We start from the raw sequence: 21271 nt of genomic DNA, 5'->3' as shown, positions 1-21271 counted from the left end.
ACATAAAGGCTGTTAAAGATCAACTAAGAAATAGTGGTGGAAAACATGAATTATTTCCTGTTGCAGATGCTGCTAAAGCTAGAGAATTAGGTTTTACAGCGGAAGAACTTAAAAAAATGGCTATAGACAAGGATAAAATAACCTTTGTAGATGTTGTTGACAGAAAGGGAAATATACATTCTGGCCCACATTCATCTGGTTTAAAAGGTCTTCCAGGCCAATCTAGTAAAGCAAGTAGTAATTTTCATAGACAACTGTCTCAGGCTTTAAGTGAAGCGAATTCCAAAAGGGAAGCAAGAATAATAATTGCAAAACATCATAGAAAACATATGAAAGTGAGTTGTAGATAATAATGGAGATAATGAGTAAGGTTCATGTTTGGATGGGAATAAGCAGCGTAGATAACGATACCTTTAACGAATACTTTAAAATAGATTATAGTGATCCAGACAGGGATATTGATGATCCAAATTATAAGGTATGTGAATTTTGTAAGGATATTAACGAAAAAGTATATGACGAGGATTGGATTGGTGTCTACTGGGAAGATAAATTAACAGACGTGGATGAATTTATTGAAGAACTATCAGTAGATGATGAGACGATGGTTGAAATAAGAAATATTTGTATTCAAAAAGGATTAGACAAAGTTAACACAATGTTCTATTATTTCGATCCGGAAATAGAGATTACTGATGTAAACAAACTTTATAACGGCTTACATTATATTGGACTATTTGATACCGACTTTTAGTTAGTAAGCATTGCAAAAGAGTAGTAAAACCATCGGTGATAACTGGTTTTTCTGCTCTTTTCTTGCGTTAGAAACGGGACTATTTTCATGCTGATGATTAAATGGGAATGTCTCGTAAATTTCTCGCTCAGAGCAAGCCCATTGGACAGCATCAATGCAGTACAATGAGCTAGGTCAAGAGATTGAACGAATCTTACCCGGAGATGTCATTAGCAAGTGGCAGTATGATGTAGCAGGTAGACCAACACATCATAGAATAAGTAGTCAAAACGGTGATACACGAAGACGAGCGTATAATTGGGACGTCAATCATCGCTTACGAAGCATGGTAAACGAGTTAACAGGTGTAAAAGTTACCTATGGTTACGATGAATTCAGTAACCTCGTGTGGTCCAATCAAGGCGGTCAATTTGACTTCTTACACCGCAGTGTCGATGATGTCGGGAATTTGTATGAAACGAAAGAAAAGACAGATCGTGTCTACGGTGCCGGAAGCAGATTACTTGAAACGAGAGAGGCCACATGCTCTTATGATGATGAAGGGAATCTCATTCAGAGGTCTAAAAGAATGGTATACGTGGAATTACGATAACGGCAATGGTATGATGTCGTCATCAGTTCAGACACCAAGCAATAATAGATATAACAGTGGAGGGAGATGTAAAAAACGATGAAGTACCTAGCTAATTCAATTTCTAAGCATGAAAATGTCAGTAAGATTAGATATATAGGAACATCTGCAGAAACGAAACGGGAAAGGGGCTGTCAATTGACAACCCCTTAGTCCATTTTATCGAGAAGAATCCTGAATTTATCGATTGATTTTGCGAGTTTATCGAAAACTCACTTAATTGCAGTTGATCCTCACCTAAGCTATGCATTTTTGGATTCCTTGTTAATACCTAAATAAGTGAATGACCTCCAAACATATTCTAATGGCCCGAAGCGGAATTTGGATAACCATATCTTACTCATAATCATTTGGAAAACAAAAATGACAAAGGCGATGATGATGGCTGTTGATAAGTGAAGTTTTCCGTATACGCCAAATGCAAATGGTCCAAATAAAAATGTACAAATGATAGATTGGCCGATGTAGTTTGTGAATGCCATTCTTCCAGGGAACGCTAACCACTGTAAAACTTTCTTCCCTTTCACCGTGTGATAAATAAAGATCAAGCTAATAGCATAAAAGATGGTTAGGAGTGGTGAGCTAATATATTGAACTGCAGAAAAGTTTTCTGAAAGGAAAGGTAATATCCAGCCCAATGTGCCACCAAAAATCAATGTTAGTAACCACGTAATGAAAAAGCCTTTTCGATATTCTTCAAAACGATGAAGCCATTTTTTCTTCGCAACAGTTGCTCCGAATAAGAACATTAGTAAGAACGGAAGATTTGAAAATAAATAAAATATTGGGTTTCCTAAATAAAGAACATATAACCCATTACGCATTGTATAAAATGTTCTTTCCATAAAATTAGCATTCATTAATTCTTGAATACTTCCATTTTGATGGGCATCTATCGTAACTTGCATGAGCTGACGACTTTCCTCCGACATTGACATTGACATTGTCGGAGTAGAATCGGCGGATAGAGCTCCAAACGTTAATGATCCCAAAAGTAAGCTATATAAAGTTAGGCAAATGATTAACATCAAATTAGGTTTTAACTTATGCATGAAAAGGAGTAGTAATCCTAAGATTGCATAGTCTGTTAAAATATCTCCGAACCAAATGAAATAAGCATGGATGCAACCGAAAATAAATAACGCAATAAGTCGTCTAGAATAAATTGCCCAAAAGTTTAATTCCCTTGCGGCTGCCCTTTCTTGCATAATGACCATTCCAAAACCGAACAGCATGGAAAAAAGCATGACAAATTTTCCATCGACAAACATAGAAAGAATAGTTTTAACTGTATAATCAGCGTCATTCCAAAAAGAAGTCCATTCATTTTTAAAACTAATATCTTCCTGCATATAGATAGGGTAAAGGAACCAAACAATATTTGCTAATATGATTCCTAATAATGCGAACCCCCTTAATACATCGAGTGTTTCAATCCGCTCTATTGCAGATATGGGTGAAAGCTTTTGCTTCATATTATCATCCTTTTTCATTGTTATTCTGTTCTTTCAACAGGTGCCTACTGATGAAAAAACTTGTTAATGAAACTTTAAATTATAATTATAAGGATTTTATAAGGAGAATTAAGAGATCTATAAATATAAATTCTTCTTTCTTAATCTCTTTATGTAGAATGAGAAAACAAGAAACTGAAATATTTCTTCTGAATTTATTAACGGTAGAAATTTATATAGCGATATGACTAAGTATTGCGAAAATTAGTATATTTTGTGAAAAATACCACATAACCTATTATTTTTTAGCAATTAATAGAAAATGTTGTTGAATAAGTGTGAAGTGATAGTATAATGTAGGTGTAGTTACATTTATGGTTATTAATTCCTTGTAAAATAATTGGTAAAAAGGTATTGAAACTCAATAGGATGAGTACACCAGAAAGTGTAACTATAAAAAACTAATGAAATGAGGAGATATTATGATTAACACGATTCAATATTTAGAGCAAAATCCGTCGATTGTAACTTTGTTAAAAGAAAAAAAGGCTTCTCTAGTTGGTATTACTGAGCTTGAGGAGAAGGCAATTTTAGACTCGTTTGATGAAGAGCTGCGTGTAGAAAATCGTTTGTGGAACTAAGGTCAACTAATTCTAGATGGTTTTGGCTTGCTATGGGTATTTATGTAATAATGGGGATTTATTTATTGTTTACATCTTATAGTAAGCCTTTTTTAAATATTGAGATAGAAGAAAAAGGCGGAAATTGGATAGTAACCAATCCTTACTATAAGGATTGGGCTAACAAGCATCAAATAGTGCCTGGAGATATAATATTAAAAGTAGATGGAAAAGATATAAAAAATATTTCCAATGTAAAGTATGAATTCGTAATACGCTCAGCAAATAAATTAACTATAGAGAAACCTAATGGCGATGTAGTACATGTACAAATAAAAACATTCGATATTCCTCAACAATTTTATTATGTATTCGTTGTACCTACTGTTTATTATTTCCTATCATTATTACTTTCTATTTATTTGTATGTTAAACAGAAAAATACACCGCTATTAAATCTATTAATTTTATTTATCTTAACAGTTTCGTTAGCATATGTTAGTATAGGTGCGTCTGGGATATTAAATTATGTAGGGATTATTGTAAATCGTAGTAGTATGCTGCTATGTCCTGTACTTTTAATACATTTTTTGAGGCTTTACTTTGATTTTTTAAATATAAAATGGTTGTTTATAAAAAACATAAAGATACTATATATACTCCCTCTTTCGGTAGTATTTTTAAGCATTTATGGTATAAGGAATAGCTCCATTCATGTTGTGCTTTCAAATATAATCTTAGGAGCATTTTTCTTACTACTTATTATAATTCTTGGGATTATGATTTCGGGGTATTTTAAATATAAAGTACCACAATTAAAATTATTATTGAGCAGTATAATCATTCCGTTTATACCTTTTCTTTTTCTATACGCGTTACCAGAAATGATCTTTCATAAACAATTACTCTCTGCAGATATTTGTTCCCTTTTTTTAGTAATAATACCTTTCAGCTTTATATGTACACAGCTCACTGAACGTATATTTGATATGGAATACTTTATTACCCGTTTACGCTATTACTTTAATTTTTCATTTGCTTTTACGATTTGGCTATTAATAGGACTGTATGCGATTACGGATTTGTCTGTTTCAAGAATGGCGGAATTATTCTTTTTTGCCTTCTTTTCATTAATAGCGCTTTTCTACATTAAAGAGAAAATAGACTATAGTAAGCGAAAAATTCTTTTTTCAACAAAAGGGGATTATATCCATCGATTGTATACGACTGTTGATAGTATTGGAAGAGTCGTGAAGATTGAGGACTTGCTAGAGAAATTTGTTCAAGAAATTGCTTCACACCTTGAGATCAAACATGTTTACGTATTAACCTATGATTTGCAAACACATCAAGTAACTTCCACAAGCACATCAAAAGAATATGCTCAAAATCAAATTAACGAAATATTACTTGAGTACCTCCGCCTAGGGGATATAAAGAAAACGGAGCATTTTTATATTGCCTTTATCCATCAAGATATTAACTATAAAAGAATTCTAGTTGTAGACCATAATAAATCCATTTATCTAAAGGATGAGGAATTATTATGGCTTGAATTATTACTTTTATATTTAAATAATTTTATTGAAAATACAAAAATGGTGGAAGGTCTATTAGAACAGTTAAAGCATATGAAAGAGGCTGATAAAAGTCAGCTACCATGGCTAAATAAGCTTCTTTGGTTACGATTTGAACAAGAGAAATATCAGTTAGCTCAGGAACTTCACGATACGATTTTACAAGAGCAGCTCCATATTGCTAGAGAAATGAATGTTTTTATTCATGCAAAGAAGACAACGGATATTCATGCGAACCTATCTAAAATTCATGATCATATGATTGCATCTTTGAACGATTTAAGAGGCTACTGTGAAAATTTGAAGCCACCATTATTAGATACATTAGGATTAAATGCTGCGCTTGAGAAGCTTATTCAAAAAGTTCATAAGCGTGCTGATTTTGTTTTAATTTACACAATTGATCGTCTATATTTAGAAGATGAGCGTTTAAACTTGATGATATATCGACTTTTCCAAGAGTTATTGAACAATGCCTTGAAGCATTCATATGCCAATACTGTCGAAATTCATTTATTAGAAACAGAAGATGGTTTTGAAATCAATTATTCAGACGATGGTGTAGGATGTAAAATGGATGAAATTATTGTTTCTGATTCAATGGGAATCAGGGGGATGCAAGAGAGGGTACTGGCCTTTAATGGGCAGTTTTCTATTAACACCAATGTCGGAGAAGGAATGTCCATTCGGATTAAAGTAAATGAAGAGAATCATACTCATTTATATAGTTTCGATACCTATAATAATAGGCCAGTTCATAGTTGAGGATAATATATGAATAGACAGAAAGATATGAAACATTTTTACACCTCCTAATCTTTTTGTATTGTGCAAAATTCACAGTACAAGTATAGATTGGGAGATTTTACTTTGAGTTGTAATAATATTAATTTAAGGAGAAACTTACATGCTATTAGAGGAACGGTTAAGTAATTGGATAGATTCTTATAATCGAAACGGTTATTTGAATGGTACTATGTTAATTGCATCTAATGAGAATATTCTTTTAAACAGAGGATTTGGCATGGCGAATTGGGAGCATAGCGTTCCAAATGTTCCAACAACAAAATTTCGTATAGGGTCACTCACAAAAGCATTTACAGCTATGGCTATATTTCAATTGCATGAAAAGCAGAAATTGAATATAGACGACTACGTAGGAAAATATCTACATGACTATCCGAATGGTCAAGAAATAACAATTTATCATTGCTTAACCAATAGTTCCGGAATACCTAATTATACAAATTTTCCTGATTTTTGGTTTCGCACAATGAGACTGCCATCAACATTAGATCAGCTAATTGATTCCTTTAAAGGAAGGGAATTAGAGTTTGAACCTGGTAGTAAATTTGACTATTCGAATTCAGGGTATGCGTTGTTAACGGCAATTATTGAAAAAGTTTCAGATATGTCTTATGGCGATTACATACAGCAGCATATATGCCATCCATTAGGTATGTATCATACAGGTTGTGATGATGGAATAAAAGTGGTTCCGGGTTTAGCATCTGGTTATTCATTTTGGGAAGAACCCATTCATACAGCGTATGCGGATATGTCATTTCCATTAGGTTCCTACGGTTTGTATTCTACAACAGAGGACCTGTTTATTTGGGATAAGGCATTAAAATCTTCCAACATCCTTCACAAGGAATTAACTAAGAAAATGTTGACTCCAAATCTTGGATCTTATGCGTGTGGCTGGATGGTCTCTGAAATAATGGGGAAAAAATGTGTGCATCATTTTGGAGATATTAGCGGTTTTTCAAGTGAATTCCTTAGATTTGTTGATGATGAAGTTACGATTATCTTTTTAAGCAATATGAATGTTACACCTGTCATGCATTTAAGTAGAGAGATAGCAAAAATCGTTTTTGATAAAAATGTATCTTCACCAGCACCTGCAGTTCCGATAACGTATACAAAGAAAGAATCTATCGTGGGGAAATATGTAATGGAAAATGAAGACAAAGCGCTTACCATTACTATTAAAAATAACGAACCTTATCTAACAGTCCCTAAGATGTATGGAGCGTTATATAAATTTAAGCTTATACCATTTTGTCATGACTCTACGAAAACAGCTTTTTTAACTGAGATGATTTATGAACGAGTGATATTTTTTTATTCATTATCAGGCGAAATAGAGCGTGTGCAATACGTTGATTGTTTTGAAAAAACACATACACTGCATAAGCATTAAGTTTAGGTGGGGACATCAATATTATTTTAAGTGTACAAACAAAGAAAGCGGCATCCCATAAAAAGGCCGTTACATAGTAATGAAGAAATATAGTGACTCCACAATGAATAATAGAAATATTGCCTGCGTCTAAAGTAGTGTTTTTGAAAAAAGATACTACTTTTTTAGTGAAAATATAATGAAACTTTAGTAATTGTTTAATTATTATCATGCCATATTTTATATAGTTTAGGGTGTCATTGCTAGTAGGTGGAAGATGTTGCTATAATGTATGGTATATACATACTATGAGGAGCGAACTTTAAATGACGAAGGCAAAATTATTTTTAATGGCAGCAGCTCCAGCAGCACTTATCGTGCCTATTGATGCATATGCTGCTGCAGAACAAGTAACTATTGTAGGGAATGGTGCAATTAATTCAGAACTAGAGGCTGTTACTTCTTCTTTACCGGAAAATCTTCAATATACATTTCAGTGGTACTATGTTGATGGCAGTACAATAACGAAGATTGACAATGGAACAAATCAAAAATTACAAGTCCCTGAAATAGCTCTAGGAAAAACAATTATTGTGCAGGTCACAGATAATAATGGGAAGGTTTATGAAAGTAAGAAAATCATAGTAAAAGGAAATCTCCCTATAAATGGAGATAATTATGTAAATGGTAAACTAACAGCTAATATTGACGGTGTAAAGGATCCAAACAATCCAGATAAAAAAAATACTTTTAGCAGTTATCAATGGTACATGATTGATGGAAACACTGTGAAGTCTATTCAAGGCGCGACGAAAAACGAAATAATCGTGCCAGTTGCAGCTGCTGGTAAAAATATATTTATAGAAGCGAAAACGGAAGATGGCTTGGTATTTGTTAGTGAAAACAAAATAATTCAGAATTTACAATTAAATATGGCTGATTTAGTAATTGAAGGTTTTTCTAAAGGCGAAGACGACTTAGTGGTACCAGGAGATATTCTTAAAGTTAAAGCGCCGACAGTGAAGACAAACGTCGGTTCTACTGAAAACCCTAAAGAAATCACTCTAAACCCAGATCAAATAACATATTCGTATCAATGGTTATATAAGGCAGGCGATAACTACTCGGTTATCCCAAATGCTACAACGGATTCATATACTATTCCAAAAGACGCAATGGATTCAAGTATGAATCAAATTGTAGTGAAAGTAACTGCAAAAGTAGGGAATGAAACGGTATCTAAGATTGAATCGAAACCTATTATTGTTTCTGATAAACATATTACACCACTTATTCAGGAAATTAATAATCTGTTATCGACAAAGGATAAAAAAGTAACTTATATAGAAGAAGTAAGAACAAAAGCATCCTCATTACAAGAAACCTATCAAAGCTTGACTCCTGCAGCCAAATCACAAGTGACAAACTATAGCATTTTACAACGTGCACTTGCAGATATTGAAAAAGTTGATAAAATTGCTGGGAAAATTAGTAGTTTAGATGAAAACAGTAGTCAGCAGCAGTTGCAAGCATTAAAAGCAGAATATGATCAATTAGACTATCTTCAACGTAGTTTGGATAAGGAAAATGCTTATGAAAAGTTATTAAAACAACTTATTGAGAATCCTGATAGCATGAAAGAGCTTACTAAATTGAGAGAAATAAATGCTAAGATTATCGACTTGTTAGATAGTAATTTGATTTCAGTACCAACCTACAAAGTAACTACTACCACTGAATTAGATGCTCTAATACAAAATATAGAAAAAGAGATCAACACGCTTTCAAATGATTATAAAGCGGCTGTGCAAAATCGAGAAATTTTAACGATGGCTAAAGCTGATGTGAAAAATGCCCAGAAGTTTGAAAAGCTTTTTGATAAGCTTAAAGGACAAACGGCACAACAAAAGGTAACAACAGCTAAAAATATTCGTACTGCTTATTTAAAGTTAAGCTTACGACAACAAGGGCTTGTAGACTCTAAGTTAAATGAATTAGAAGATGCTGAAAATGCAGAAAGTAGTGCAATAGCAGAAATAGAGGATCTAATAAACAAATTAAAAGAACCAGTAGATGCAGAATCATGGAATAAATATGTTGCTGATGTTAATTCAATTATTTCCAAACAAAAAAGTCTAAAATCTTTTCAGGATGTTGCTAGTAAGAATAAATTTATTCAAATACAAAATGATTTAAAGCTTGCTGAAAAGGTAATTACTCAAATAAAAAAATATGAATCATTAAATCCAGACACAAAAAACGCTACTTTACAATCAACTTATAATTCAGCATTAAAAGCATTTAATAAATTAACAATTAATCAGCAAAAATACGTATATAATCAGGATATTCTTAAAAAAGCTCCTGAGAATAATGGAAATACATCACCGAGTGATTCAGATGATGCAACTGCAGGGGAAGCTTTCAATGCAAAAATTAAGATTGCGCTTGATACAAGTACGGATGATTTTGCTGTGTATGCAGCAAAAATTGAAGAAGTTTCTAATGAATATAAAAATGTTTCACCTAAAGCACGAAAATATGTTACCAATTACTCAGATTTAAAAACTGCAGAAACGAATATAAAAGCAGTTAGATCCTACGAAAAGAAAGTAAATGATGCCCTAATCAACAAGGGGTATTCAAAAATGCAAGATGCTGTCAAAGCATATAACAAATTAAATGCAATTCAGCAGAAATTAGCCGCTGCTTTTTATTCAAAAGTAAATGATGCTATAAATCAGTATACTAGTAGCAATAATGATTTAAATGAGCAACTGGCTAATATAAAAAAGGATATAGAAGACAACAAATATTCATTAACACTGGAAGAAGTAAAGAAAACTATTAATGATTACAATGCTCTATCTTCTGCTGAAAAAAAATTAATAGAAAATGGTCAAGTTATAAAACAAGCAACGAGTGATGTTAAAGCTATAGAGTCGTTTATTAAAAAATTCAATTCGAATATTGATAAAAATCCTTCAACTATCGTTAAGGATTTCCAAAAACTAACGTCATTACAGGTGAGCTTATTAGATGGTAATACGTTAACGAAAATTAATGAATTAGAGACAAGTGGACAGACAGCCAACGATATAGCATTGAAAATCATCGAATCAATAAATGACCTCCAAAAGAATGGCTATTATGTAGAAAATTTAGAGGTTGAAGTGACAAAAATTATAGAAGACTACAATAAGTTAACTTCCGCACAGAAGAATCTTGTGAAAAATTATTCAAAACTAACACAGGCTGAGAGTGATTTACAAAAAGTAAAAGCTGTAGAAGAGCTTAAGGCTGATACTGAAGCTTGGCAAAAGGCATACAATAAATTAACAAAAAAATTAGAACAATTATATGAAGACAGAAATAAATAAAAATGAGAAATCTAGCAGAGAATGCCTGCTAGATTTCTTTTTTGTGTAGAATAAAAACTAAAGAAAATCAAAATATTGTTATTTTTGGTATTTAAATAGGGAGAAAATACATGTTTTGGAATTATTCAATAAAATAAAGAGAATTATTAAAAATGTAGCCGATATAATTCAATAGAAGATACAGGAGGTATGAAAATTTGAATAAAAAATTTCTTTTCACAGCAGCAGCAGCTATTCCAGCAGCCCTTATTGTGCCAACAGTTGCAGGAGCAGAGGTAACTAATACAGTTTCAGTCACAGGACAAAATAGAGTAAATGAAACTTTACAAGCTACTATCGAAAACTTACCAGTAGAATCAATTGTCAATTCTTATCAATGGTACTATGTAGATGGTTCCAACAATTCAACGAATAAACCGATCTCTGGTGCAACAAAAGCGTCATTTACAATTCCTGCAGAAGCGGCAGGTAAAGCAGTTTTCGTAGAAGTGACAACAACGAAAGGTTTAAAGTATAAGAGTGAACCTCGTTCTATCGATGAACTAAAACTTTCAATAACTGTACCTAGAATTAATAGTAGTTCAAATTATGCAGTACCTGGTGAATTGGTACAAGTAGCAGGTGCAATGGTAACCGATGATGCAGGTGCAAAGTTACAAAGTAGTCAAATTACATATAGCTATCAATGGTTTTATAAAGTTGGTGAATCCTTTACTATTATTGATGGAGCTACTAACGACACATACAGAATTCCTAATAATGCTTTAGAAAAAGGCATGAAAGATATAAAGGTTATAGTAAAGGCAAAGGTAGGAACCTCTTTAGTAGAATCTGTTGCTTCTGATGTAATAACAGTATCTAATGAACCATCTATTTCAATGATTGATGAAATTAAAACTTTACTAATAAATGACAACAAATATGATGCAACAAGTCTAGAATCTTTTAAGGCAAAAGTAACTGCATTAGAAAGTAAATATCAGGCACTATCGACTGCAGCAAAGGCAAATGTAACAAATTATAATGTATTAAAGAGAGCAGCTGCGGATGTAGATTTAATAAGCAAGTTAAACGAGAAAGTAGATAAAGTTAAAGAGGTCAATGCAAAAGATCTGCCAAAATATTTAAAAGAAATCGATGAGGCTTATGATAAGTTGGATTTATTACAACGTAGCTTAGATTTAAATGATGCCTTATACAATAGCATTAAGAACATTTTGAAAGACCCAACAGATATTAATGAATTTAATGAAGTTAGAAGACTAAATCAGGTAATTGTTGCATTATTAGCATATGATAATTCCGTTGTTAAGTATGTACCTACTAGCATAGAATCTTTAAAAACATCAGTTGAAACAATTGAAAAGGATATAGCAAAATTATCTCAAAATTACCGCGCAACTGTTCAAAATCAAGCAATTCTAAGTGATGCTAAGTCAGATATTAAAAAGGTCGAACAATATATTAAACTTTTCGATAAACTGCCACAAAATGATTCACCTAGCAAACAGGTGACTACAGCAAAATCAATACGTACAGCTTATGAAAAGTTAACTTATAAACAACTTCAGCTTGTACCGACAAAATATATGAATACATTACTTCAAGCAGAAAACGCAGAAAACAGTCAAATAGACAGATTAAATATCGAGATTAAAAGTTATGTAGGCGATGTGGATGACAGTTACCCTATAGATCCTTCAGCAAATTCTTGGCAAGGTCATGTTAATAATGTAAACCGTATTATTAATGAATATAAGGGCTTAACGAAAAATTCAGCAGCTAAAATTGTCGGATATGAAAGTATTGTAACCTTGCAAAAGGATTTTAAAGCAGCTGATAAAATTATTAAGGACATGGACGCCTATAAAAAGCTTTCAGAAACTCCAGGGGTAGCTGAAAGTAAATTAAATACTAACTATACTAATGTATTGAAAGCTTATAACAAGTTAACTAGTTTACAACAATCACTTGTTTATAATGCAAACGATTTTTTATTAAATACACCGAAAATTACAGTTGATGTAAATGGTAAGGAACCTGCTGATAAAGCTGCTGCATTGGCTTTGAAGTCTGATGTTGAGAAGCTTGCTGATGTAACGAAATATACATTTGCACAATTCGAAAGTGCTGTTAATGCAGCAACAACAAAATATAAAAACCTATCTTCCGCTGGACGAAAGTATGTAACAAACTATTATTTATTAACAGCTGCTAGTAAAGATCTATCAGGTGTTAAATCATTCCATAAAAAAGTGCAAACTGCACGAGAAGAAAAAGATGCTACAAAACAAGCAAAAAAAATTCAAACAGTACAAACTGCTTATGCAAAGCTACCTGCAAATCAACAGTATTTAGCAAAACAGCAATATGAGGATTTGCTAAACAATCGTCTAGTAGACGGTAATGCACCCGATGTCACAAAATTAAATAATGAAATTGCAACCATTGTCTCAAATGAAACGTATACAGTTTCAATGGAAAAAATTAAGGAGCTTTCAACTCAATATAATAAGCTGAGCTCAAGTGATAAAAAACGTATTACGAATGCTTCCATCTTAACAACAGCGGTTTCCGATGTGAAAAAAGTAGAATCATTTATGAAGACTTATGAAAAATCATTTAAAAGTAGCCCAACGACTGTCATCAAAGCTTTTGCTAAACTTACATCTAAACAAATGAGTTTAGTCAGTCCAGAAATACGACAAGCCATTATCGATAAGGATAAGGGTCAACAACAGTCTAATGAAATTGCTTTGAAATTAGTTGAATCCATTAATTCACTGCTTATAAATGGTGAATATATTGATGACTTGGAGACTAAAGTAAAAGAAATACGTACAGCATATGATGGTCTTAGTGCTTCAGAAAAGAGCGTCGTGAAAAATTACTCTAAGTTAACACAGGCCGAGAGTGATTTGAAAAAGGTAGCTGATGTTCATGCTCTTTATGTACCTTCAACAGTGGATAATGCAGCAGCTCGAAAAGCTTGGGAAACTGCATATGGTAAGCTCTCGAAAAAATTAGAAATTTTATATAAGAAAATGTACGCAAACGATTTATAAAATTGTTTAAAACCCAAACCCCGAATAACGAAATTTATTCGGGGTTTCATGTTTTTGAAAAACTATTGTGTCAATGAAAGTAAGATGTCAACAATACTTCAGCAAAATTGTTTTTGTTCGAAAGCGAATTGCCTCGAATGAGAATCCCCTATAAAGAGTCAGAGCATCGACAAAGATTTCCTTTTCCATTTTATTTTTCAGTAGAAAAATCCTATTGGTTAAATTTATCATTTCATTTGTGTAGGATATCACTTCTTCGATATACTATTTACAGTTAATTTGTATAACAATTGAGAATCTTTTGTCAGAACAAGAGTAGTTTGACATAGAAGGTAGGTACTAAAGATGTATAAAATAGGTGTTGTTGGCCCAATAAAATCCGTAAAAAACTATACCAAATAGAGTCTTCGTAGGGTAAACTATGGAGGCTCTGTTTTTGCCTATTATTCAATTTTTTTAGTAAAGTGTACTTATTGAGTAGTTATGGCGTAAGATACCGTTATTTGAAAGGAGATCACAAAATGCCGACAGAACATAACAATCAAAATAATCACCTTGCGGCAGAATGGGTGAAACAATTTCGTCCTTATGCTAAAGTGGGAAAATGTGCAAGCTATATTCCTGCTTTAGCGGAAAAAGATCCAAATCAATTAGCGATTTCGATTATCGGGACTAATAATGACGAAATGAAAGCCGGAGAGACAACTGAACTATTTACCCTGCAAAGTGTTTCAAAAGTTGTTACATTTATTTTAGCGTGTATGGAACGGGGATTACCTTATGTTTTAGAACGAGTAGATGTTGAACCTACAGGTGACACCTTCAATTCCATTATTCGTCTAGAAAGCCATCAGCCTGGAAAACCTTTTAATCCAATGATTAATGCAGGAGCGATTACAGTATCCTCTATGCTTGACGGAAATTCTCCGCAAGAGAAGGTTTCAAAAATCCTTCAATTTTTAGAACAAATCATTGGCAAGGAGTTAAAGGTTAATGAAGAGGTTTATCAATCTGAGTGGCAAACTGCTAATCGAAACCGTTCATTAGCATATTATTTAATGGATTCTGGCTTTCTAGATTGTCCTGTAGAGGAGGCATTGGAGGTTTATTTGAAACAATGCGCTATTGAAGTAACTGTTTCGGATTTAGCAATGATTGGTTTAGTCATCGCCAATGATGGCTATCATCCCCATTTAAATAAACAGCTGTTTCCTAAACAAGTAGCAAAATTAGCGAAGGCATTGATGGTTACATGTGGTATGTATAATGCTTCTGGTAAATTTGCTGCATTTATAGGGTTACCCGCTAAAAGTGGTGTCTCTGGAGCAATTTTGGCAGCTGTGCCAAGTCACGCAGGTCTAGATTCACCGTTCCCTGCTGGTTGCGGTATTGGTATATATGGACCAGCAATTGATGACATCGGGAACAGTGTAGCCGGAGTGAATTTACTCAAGCATATTGCTACCGAGTGGAATATGAATATTTTTTAATCAATCAAAGAAAGATGACTTCAGTAAATGGAGCCATCTTTTTTGTAATTTTATTCATTTTTTAGAGACAATTTTTACAGATTCAACATTTGGGTGGCAATGAACTCTACGACCAATAAGTTGATTATATCGTTACCTTAGCGAATTGGTTTCTTTCTTTTCATTTTATAAATAATCATTAGTACGATAAACCAAATTGGTGTTAAAAGTAATGCTGTACGTGTTGCCTCTGAAATGAACATGACTACTAATAGAAATGCAAAGAAGGCAAGCACTAAATAGTTCACGAATGGTGTAAAAGGTGCCTTGAAAATCGATGCTTCATGAAGTGCACGATTTTTTCGTTTATAAATGATATGAGAGATTAATATAATACTCCACACCCAGATAAAGCAAATAGCACTAATCGTTGTAACAACACTAAAGGCATTTTCAGGCATTAATTTACTTAGTAATGCACCGGCAGATACAACAACTGCAGACACAACGAGTGCGTTACTTGGTACACTGTTTTTATTGAGCTTTGCAAACTCTGGCGAAGCTTGCTTGTTGTTTCCGAGATTAAAAAGCATGCGACTTGTAGAAAATAAACCACTATTACCGGCCGAAGCAGCAGATGTTAAAACGACAAAATTAATAATACCTGCAGCAATTGGAATACCAGCTAGTGTAAATACTTGTACAAATGGACTACTTGAGGCAGACATTTCATACCAAGGATTAATGCATAAAATAACAAATAACGCCCCTACGTAGAATAATAAAATGCGTAATGGAATTTTGTTAATGGCAGAAGGAATATTTTTTTTAGGATTGGCCGTTTCTGCAGCAGAAACCCCTACTAATTCGACTCCAACAAAAGCGAAAACAACCATTTGGAATGCCATTAGGAACCCATATAGGCCGTTCGGGAATAACCCACCATGTGCCCATAGATTTTCAACTGAAACTGTGCCAGAGCTTGTTTGAAATCCTGTAAATAACATGAATAGTCCAATAATAATCAACGCAACAATTGTGATGACTTTTATAAGGGCAAACCAAAATTCTAGTTCACCAAATAGTTTTACAGTCAATAAATTCAATATTAATAACAGTACTAAACAGCCAATTGCAGGCACCCATTGAGGTATATCAAACCAATATTTTGTATAAACGCCGACAGCAATAATATCTGCCATAGCGGTCATAATCCAGCAGAACCAGTATGTCCAGCCAGTGATGTAACCTGCCCAAGGTCCTATGTATTCGGATGCAAAATCAGTAAATGATGAATAGCCAGCATTTGATAATAACAGTTCACCTAATGCCCGCATGACAAAAAATAGGGCAGTACCGACAATTAGATAGGCGAAGATGATAGAAGGCCCCGCTAAAGCAATGGCTTTACCTGATCCTAAAAATAAACCAGTACCTATTGTTCCGCCAATCGCAATGAGCTGCACATGGCGATTTTTTAAATCACGTTTTAATTGTTGTTGTTCCACGTTAATCCCCCTCAAAGATATGTAAAAACTATGACTGGAAAATAAAAAAAGAGACTAGTAGTGACACTAGTCTCGTAAACGACAGAATAACAAATACCGCTTGGATGTTGTATGTAAAAAAAGAAAACATTCGTGTGGTATAGCTTTCATGATGAAAGTTGATATTACTCTTCTGTCCTTTTGCCTGAGATAGTGAACCCTTCGGCGACGCAAAATGCGCTCTCTCCAGAACTGCTCCTGCTATAGTGTTATCCATAGCATTCATAGCTTGTATTGTATGTCTTCATGACATTATTTTAAGATATTATACATCCTATCAGTGCTTACATAATTATTCAAGGATAAATTTCAGTCATTTTTCAGATAAAAAGAAGATTGGAGTTCGTCTAGGTAAATTTTTTACGAAAAATAGTATTTTTAGACATATGTTAATGTGGATGATATTTAATATCTGATATGGAGTGGGCTCATCAGCAAAAGTAGAGGATGACATTTGTTAAAACGTATGTATGTATATTTGTCATACTGCTTTACCTTATTCTATACATGCACAATCATGAACTAACTTGTTAGACGTTTAACGATTAGTATAATAATAGTAGAAACTCAGAATTTTTTGCAAAAAAGAAACCATCTCATAGTCATTTGAGATGGTTTCTTTCTGTATAAAACAAAGCGACATAGGTAAATATATATAAATTCACTTAGTATCTAAGTGTGAATTTATTTCATCAGTCACTAGTGCTTTATCGATTTTGTTACAATAATTACTTTTTGGACTTTATTTTACCTGTCCAAGTACGGAAGCCGCCTTGAAGTTGGTAAATTTGGTTGTAGCCACGTTTTTTAAGATAAAGCGCAGCTCGTGAGCTACGGCCTGTATTTTGACAGTATAAATATACTGGTAAATCTGGGCGAATTTCTTTGTAACGTTGACGTAGAGTAGTTGAAGGAACATTACGTGCACCAAGAATGTGACCAGCATCAAATTCTTTTTGCTCACGTACGTCGATAAGTTGTGCTTTACGATAGCCTTCAATAAATTGTTCTTGTGTTAGGTTTGTTACGGCTTTTTTTAGTCGCATGGCATTGATGCCGATATATACAATTACGACTACTAAAATAACACCGATTGTGATAAGTATGTCCAAAATTTTCTTACCCCTTTCTATCTTCTTTATTATTATAAAAGAAGCGCTAGCGATAGTCCAATGAGTTTGATAAAATTAATTACATTGTGGCTAGAATTAATCTATCTATATTTATGGATGTTATTTGTGAAAGGTCACAGAATCAGATGATTACTTCAAAAAAGAATAGAACTAAACGCAGAGTGTCAAAATTTTGAGAAGTATTGTTTTTGCTCATTACCTAGAATAGGATGACATTTATTTAAATGCATGCCATATATAGGTTGATTGGAGTGAAGGCAGGGCGACTCCTTGGTGATCAGCGGTAGAGGAACAAAGGCTAAAACCATCACGTCCTGTGATAACGCCTTCTTGACCAACATCGTGTTGGCCCGAGACCCTGCAGCGAAGTGAAGCGGCTTATCGGAAGCTTTGCTCTGTGCGAAAGCGTAGTGCTAACGTAGCGTCAGCAACAAATGTTTTCTGCGCGAAAGCGAAGCGGCAGCGACAAATGTTTTCTGCGCGAAAGCGAAGCGGCAGCGATAACAGCGCCCAGCCGGAACGGAAATCAACCCCTCATTATGGTGATGAGACTTATTTTTGTACACGTTAGCTAATGTTCAATTAAATATTCGTAGGAGATGAAAATATGACAACTTGGTATTTTATAAATTCAGGGAAATGTAGCCCTTCTTTTAATATGGCTTTAGATGAAGCATTACTTGATTGGCATAGTGAAGGTTTAATTCCACCAGTTATTCGTTTTTATGAATGGGAGCCAGCAACACTTTCGATTGGCTATTTTCAGCAAGCTAAAAGAGATATCAATCTAGAAGCGGTACGAGAACAAGGACTTGGCTTTGTTCGTCGTCCAACAGGTGGTAGAGCTGTTTTACATGAACATGAATTGACATATAGTGTCATTGTTTCTGAAAGCTATCCAGATATGCCTGAATCAGTGACAGAGGCATATAGAGTATTAAGTGAAGGTATATTGCAAGGTTTTCATAATCTAGGTATGGATGCTTATTTTAGTGTACCTGATACAGAAGAACAAAGAGCAGACTTAAAGAAACCAAAAAGCGCAGTTTGCTTTGATGCGCCAAGCTGGTATGAGCTTGTTGTAGAAGGTAAAAAAGTAGCTGGTAGTGCACAAACTCGTCAAAAAGGTGTTATTTTACAGCACGGAGCTATTTTACTTGATTTAGATCAAGAAAAATTATTGTCTGTCTTCAATTTTTCAAGTGAAGAGGCTAAGGACCGGATGCGTAGAAAGATGCCAGAAAAAGCGGTTGCTATCAATAACCTTGTTAAAGAACCAGTGACTATTGAACAATGTGTGACAGCTTTCCGTGATGGTTTTGCAAAATCATTGCAAATTGATTTAAAACCATTTACACTTTCTGAGGAGCAATTAGAGTATGTACATGCACTAGAAGAAAAAAAATATGCATGTGATGATTGGAACTTCAAAAAATAAAAAATGGTATAAGAAAAATATTTTTTTATCGTTTATCCCTAGTGATAACAAGCAGTTCGGAATCTATTCGAAATTGCAAGAGTTGCATTAAAAATCTATATATAGTATCTTTTGTAAAGAAACATACACAATATGTAGTGTTTAACGACACATGATATTGTGTATTTATTATGTAAGGCAGAAAAAAGGGAGGCAAAACGATGGTACTCACAAATCATCAACCCGAAGTAAACAAATTTGAACAGTTAAACAAAGATATTGAACAATTTTCACAGGTTCATCCTGTAACACCAGATATGCACATTACGCATAAAGGTGTATCAAGACTTGTGATGATCGATCGCTACTCGTTTAAGGATACGGAGAAGAAAACGTTAAAAGCCGGTGATTTCGTCGTATTAACAGTGAAGGCAGATCCAAAATTCCCTGCACGTGGCTTAGGGACAATCCAAAAGCTTGATATGTCTACAAAAACAGCAGAGATTATGATTGAGGAAGATTACCGTAGTGCTTTAGATGATCCAAAAGAGCAAGAAACAGGTGTCATCACGCGTTCAATTGACGTGCTAGAAAAGCCTCTTGAAATATTTTATGAACAAATCGCAAAACGAAATGCAACAGGGCTTGCTGCTGTTGAAAAAACTCCAGAGAAACGCCAAGAATGGTTTGAGAAGTTTTATGAGCAGTTAGTATCATTGAAATTCATTCCAGCTGGACGAGTTATTTACGGAGCTGGATCTGAAACAGATGTAACTTTCTTCAACTGTTACGTAATGCCATTTGTAGCAGATTCACGTGAAGGAATAAGTGATCACCGTAAGCAAGTGATGGAAATTATGAGCCGCGGTGGTGGTGTAGGGACAAATGGTTCTACATTGCGTCCACGAAACACTTTGGCACGTGGTGTAAATGGTAAATCATCTGGATCTGTGTCATGGTTAGATGATATTGCGAAACTGACTCATCTTGTCGAACAAGGTGGTAGCCGCAGAGGTAAGCATAATCTAGGTGCTTCTGCGTAAACAAACCTCGTGAATTGCTGGAAACTCTTTAACGGAAATATTGTCACTTTAATCGAGGTGGGAATTATGGATGTTTATGATGCGAAACAGCCACAAACTTGTTTAGTATGTGGTTTTACAATAAATCATAATAAACAAGGAAGGTTTACGTCTCATTTGAAAAATGAGCATAACTTAACATTAGAAAATTATTTAATATCTTATTTTTATCCAATAGAAATGGTGACCTGTCAATATATTTTATGTAATAAAAAAGTTAAATTAAGGCGTGGTATTCCCAATCAATTTTGTAGTAGAAGCTGTCGAGGAAAAGGTGAGCCTTTAACTTGTGTAATTTGTGGAAAACTATTCGATGAAAAACATCGGCAGACTAAAACTTGTAGTAAAGAGTGTGCAAGTAGGCTTCGATCACAAAATACAGGAAAGTGGCATAATGAAATGCCAGATGAACAAAAAAAGGTTCATTTTGAAAATATCATTTCAAAAACAGCTAAAACTAGAAAAATAAATGGAACTCCTTCATGGAATAGCGGTAAGACAGGAGTTTATAGTAAAGAAACAATCGGAAAAATTCGACAAGCTGCATTAAAACAATTAGAGAGAGAAACATTTAGAAAAACTAGTATTGAAAGAGCTTTAGAGCATTTCTTACTTGAACATTCAATCCCCTACAAATATTCCTTCATATTTGAAGGTGCACAATTTGATTTTTTACTATTAGGGACAAAAATTCTAATTGAATGTGATGGCGATTTTTGGCATGGGAATCCGAAATTTTATTCCTCTTTTTATAAAGTCCAAAAGAGGATAAAAGCTAGGGATATTGAAAAAAATCAAATTGCAGCAGCTCACGGTTACACTTTACTCCGTTTCTGGGAAGATGAGATAAAAAATGATTTTGAAAATGTTAAAAAGCGCATAATAAATGCACTACTAGCTACAACGTAACTGGAAACGGTAAGCGTGAATGCTTGAAAATAGTAGTGGGATAAAGAC

At 33.8% G+C, this 21271-nt stretch carries 14 protein-coding genes, 1 pseudogene and 1 riboswitch; of the genes and pseudogenes, 12 read left to right on the top strand and 3 right to left on the bottom strand.

Features of this window, described 5'->3' with window-relative positions; all coding sequences use genetic code 11:
* Positions 1 to 116 precede the first annotated feature (116 nt).
* The 3 genes from ACQKNC_RS01525 to ACQKNC_RS01515 all read left to right on the top strand — a co-directional run bounded on the left by ACQKNC_RS01525 (position 117) and on the right by ACQKNC_RS01515 (position 1346).
* Positions 117 to 350: a hypothetical protein gene (locus tag ACQKNC_RS01525; RefSeq protein ID WP_427423131.1), complete on the top strand. Its 234-nt coding sequence runs from the start codon at positions 117 to 119 to the stop codon at positions 348 to 350.
* 11 nt (positions 351 to 361) lie between these two features.
* Positions 362 to 754, top strand: coding sequence for an immunity 22 family protein (locus ACQKNC_RS01520; RefSeq protein ID WP_427423130.1), 393 nt, complete (start codon positions 362 to 364; stop codon positions 752 to 754).
* 154 nt (positions 755 to 908) lie between these two features.
* A complete protein-coding gene (locus ACQKNC_RS01515; protein WP_427423129.1) occupies positions 909 to 1346 on the top strand; it encodes a hypothetical protein in 438 nt (145 codons plus the stop codon).
* Positions 1347 to 1627: 281 nt separating this feature from the next.
* Here the strand turns inward: ACQKNC_RS01515 and ACQKNC_RS01510 are convergent, their stop codons facing one another.
* Positions 1628 to 2860, bottom strand: coding sequence for a DUF418 domain-containing protein (locus tag ACQKNC_RS01510; protein WP_427423128.1), 1233 nt, complete (start codon positions 2858 to 2860; stop codon positions 1628 to 1630).
* A 461-nt stretch (positions 2861 to 3321) separates the two neighbouring features.
* On the opposite strand from ACQKNC_RS01510, the gene comX reads away from it, so the two are divergent.
* The 6 genes from comX (at position 3322) to ACQKNC_RS01480 (ending at position 15156) form a co-directional block, all read left to right on the top strand.
* Positions 3322 to 3480, top strand: a complete 159-nt coding sequence (gene comX, locus ACQKNC_RS01505) for a competence pheromone ComX (RefSeq protein ID WP_427423127.1) — start codon at positions 3322 to 3324, stop codon at positions 3478 to 3480.
* A 65-nt stretch (positions 3481 to 3545) separates the two neighbouring features.
* Positions 3546 to 5801 carry an ATP-binding protein gene (locus ACQKNC_RS01500; RefSeq protein ID WP_427423126.1) on the top strand — a complete coding sequence of 752 codons (2256 nt, stop codon included), beginning with the start codon at positions 3546 to 3548 and terminating at the stop codon, positions 5799 to 5801.
* Positions 5802 to 5943: 142 nt separating this feature from the next.
* Positions 5944 to 7242, top strand: coding sequence for a serine hydrolase domain-containing protein (locus tag ACQKNC_RS01495; RefSeq protein WP_427423125.1), 1299 nt, complete (start codon positions 5944 to 5946; stop codon positions 7240 to 7242).
* A 305-nt stretch (positions 7243 to 7547) separates the two neighbouring features.
* Complete coding sequence (locus ACQKNC_RS01490) at positions 7548 to 10601, top strand: hypothetical protein (protein ID WP_427423124.1); 3054 nt, start codon at positions 7548 to 7550, stop codon at positions 10599 to 10601.
* 197 nt (positions 10602 to 10798) lie between these two features.
* Positions 10799 to 13666 carry a hypothetical protein gene (locus tag ACQKNC_RS01485; RefSeq protein ID WP_427423123.1) on the top strand — a complete coding sequence of 956 codons (2868 nt, stop codon included), beginning with the start codon at positions 10799 to 10801 and terminating at the stop codon, positions 13664 to 13666.
* Between the two features lie 521 nt (positions 13667 to 14187).
* On the top strand, positions 14188 to 15156 hold the full coding sequence (locus tag ACQKNC_RS01480; RefSeq protein WP_427423122.1) for a glutaminase: 969 nt from the start codon (positions 14188 to 14190) through the stop codon (positions 15154 to 15156).
* Positions 15157 to 15293: 137 nt separating this feature from the next.
* Here ACQKNC_RS01480 and ACQKNC_RS01475 read toward each other — a convergent pair whose 3' ends face one another.
* Positions 15294 to 16643, bottom strand: coding sequence for an amino acid permease (locus tag ACQKNC_RS01475; RefSeq protein WP_427423121.1), 1350 nt, complete (start codon positions 16641 to 16643; stop codon positions 15294 to 15296).
* Between the two features lie 162 nt (positions 16644 to 16805).
* Positions 16806 to 16882: riboswitch (glycine riboswitch) on the bottom strand.
* A 528-nt stretch (positions 16883 to 17410) separates the two neighbouring features.
* Positions 17411 to 17794, bottom strand: a complete 384-nt coding sequence (locus ACQKNC_RS01470) for a rhodanese-like domain-containing protein (protein WP_427423120.1) — start codon at positions 17792 to 17794, stop codon at positions 17411 to 17413.
* Positions 17795 to 18422: 628 nt separating this feature from the next.
* On the opposite strand from ACQKNC_RS01470, the gene ACQKNC_RS01465 reads away from it, so the two are divergent.
* The 3 genes and pseudogenes from ACQKNC_RS01465 (at position 18423) to ACQKNC_RS01455 (ending at position 21223) form a co-directional block, all read left to right on the top strand.
* Positions 18423 to 19253 carry a lipoate--protein ligase family protein gene (locus ACQKNC_RS01465; protein WP_427423119.1) on the top strand — a complete coding sequence of 277 codons (831 nt, stop codon included), beginning with the start codon at positions 18423 to 18425 and terminating at the stop codon, positions 19251 to 19253.
* A gap of 200 nt (positions 19254 to 19453) precedes the next feature.
* Positions 19454 to 20248, top strand: a pseudogene (locus ACQKNC_RS01460) (ribonucleotide reductase N-terminal alpha domain-containing protein); the annotation flags it as partial.
* 93 nt (positions 20249 to 20341) lie between these two features.
* Complete coding sequence (locus tag ACQKNC_RS01455; protein ID WP_427423118.1) at positions 20342 to 21223, top strand: endonuclease domain-containing protein; 882 nt, start codon at positions 20342 to 20344, stop codon at positions 21221 to 21223.
* The last annotated feature ends 48 nt before the right edge of the window (positions 21224 to 21271 follow it).

This window comes from Lysinibacillus sp. NPDC094177 (assembly GCF_050279145.1).
GTDB lineage: Bacteria > Bacillota > Bacilli > Bacillales_A > Planococcaceae > Lysinibacillus.
Note: the sequence above shows the minus strand (reverse complement) of the source record. Positions and strands in the feature narration are given on the sequence as shown.

Coding starts and splice junctions, on each gene's coding strand:
- ACQKNC_RS01525 (WP_427423131.1), top strand. CDS start 117: ATGGCTATAGACAAGGATAAAATAACCTTTGTAGATGTTGTTGACAGA.
- ACQKNC_RS01520 (WP_427423130.1), top strand. CDS start 362: ATGAGTAAGGTTCATGTTTGGATGGGAATAAGCAGCGTAGATAACGAT.
- ACQKNC_RS01515 (WP_427423129.1), top strand. CDS start 909: ATGCAGTACAATGAGCTAGGTCAAGAGATTGAACGAATCTTACCCGGA.
- ACQKNC_RS01510 (WP_427423128.1), bottom strand. CDS start 2,860: ATGAAGCAAAAGCTTTCACCCATATCTGCAATAGAGCGGATTGAAACA.
- comX (WP_427423127.1), top strand. CDS start 3,322: ATGATTAACACGATTCAATATTTAGAGCAAAATCCGTCGATTGTAACT.
- ACQKNC_RS01495 (WP_427423125.1), top strand. CDS start 5,944: ATGCTATTAGAGGAACGGTTAAGTAATTGGATAGATTCTTATAATCGA.
- ACQKNC_RS01490 (WP_427423124.1), top strand. CDS start 7,548: ATGACGAAGGCAAAATTATTTTTAATGGCAGCAGCTCCAGCAGCACTT.
- ACQKNC_RS01480 (WP_427423122.1), top strand. CDS start 14,188: ATGCCGACAGAACATAACAATCAAAATAATCACCTTGCGGCAGAATGG.
- ACQKNC_RS01465 (WP_427423119.1), top strand. CDS start 18,423: ATGACAACTTGGTATTTTATAAATTCAGGGAAATGTAGCCCTTCTTTT.
- ACQKNC_RS01455 (WP_427423118.1), top strand. CDS start 20,342: ATGGATGTTTATGATGCGAAACAGCCACAAACTTGTTTAGTATGTGGT.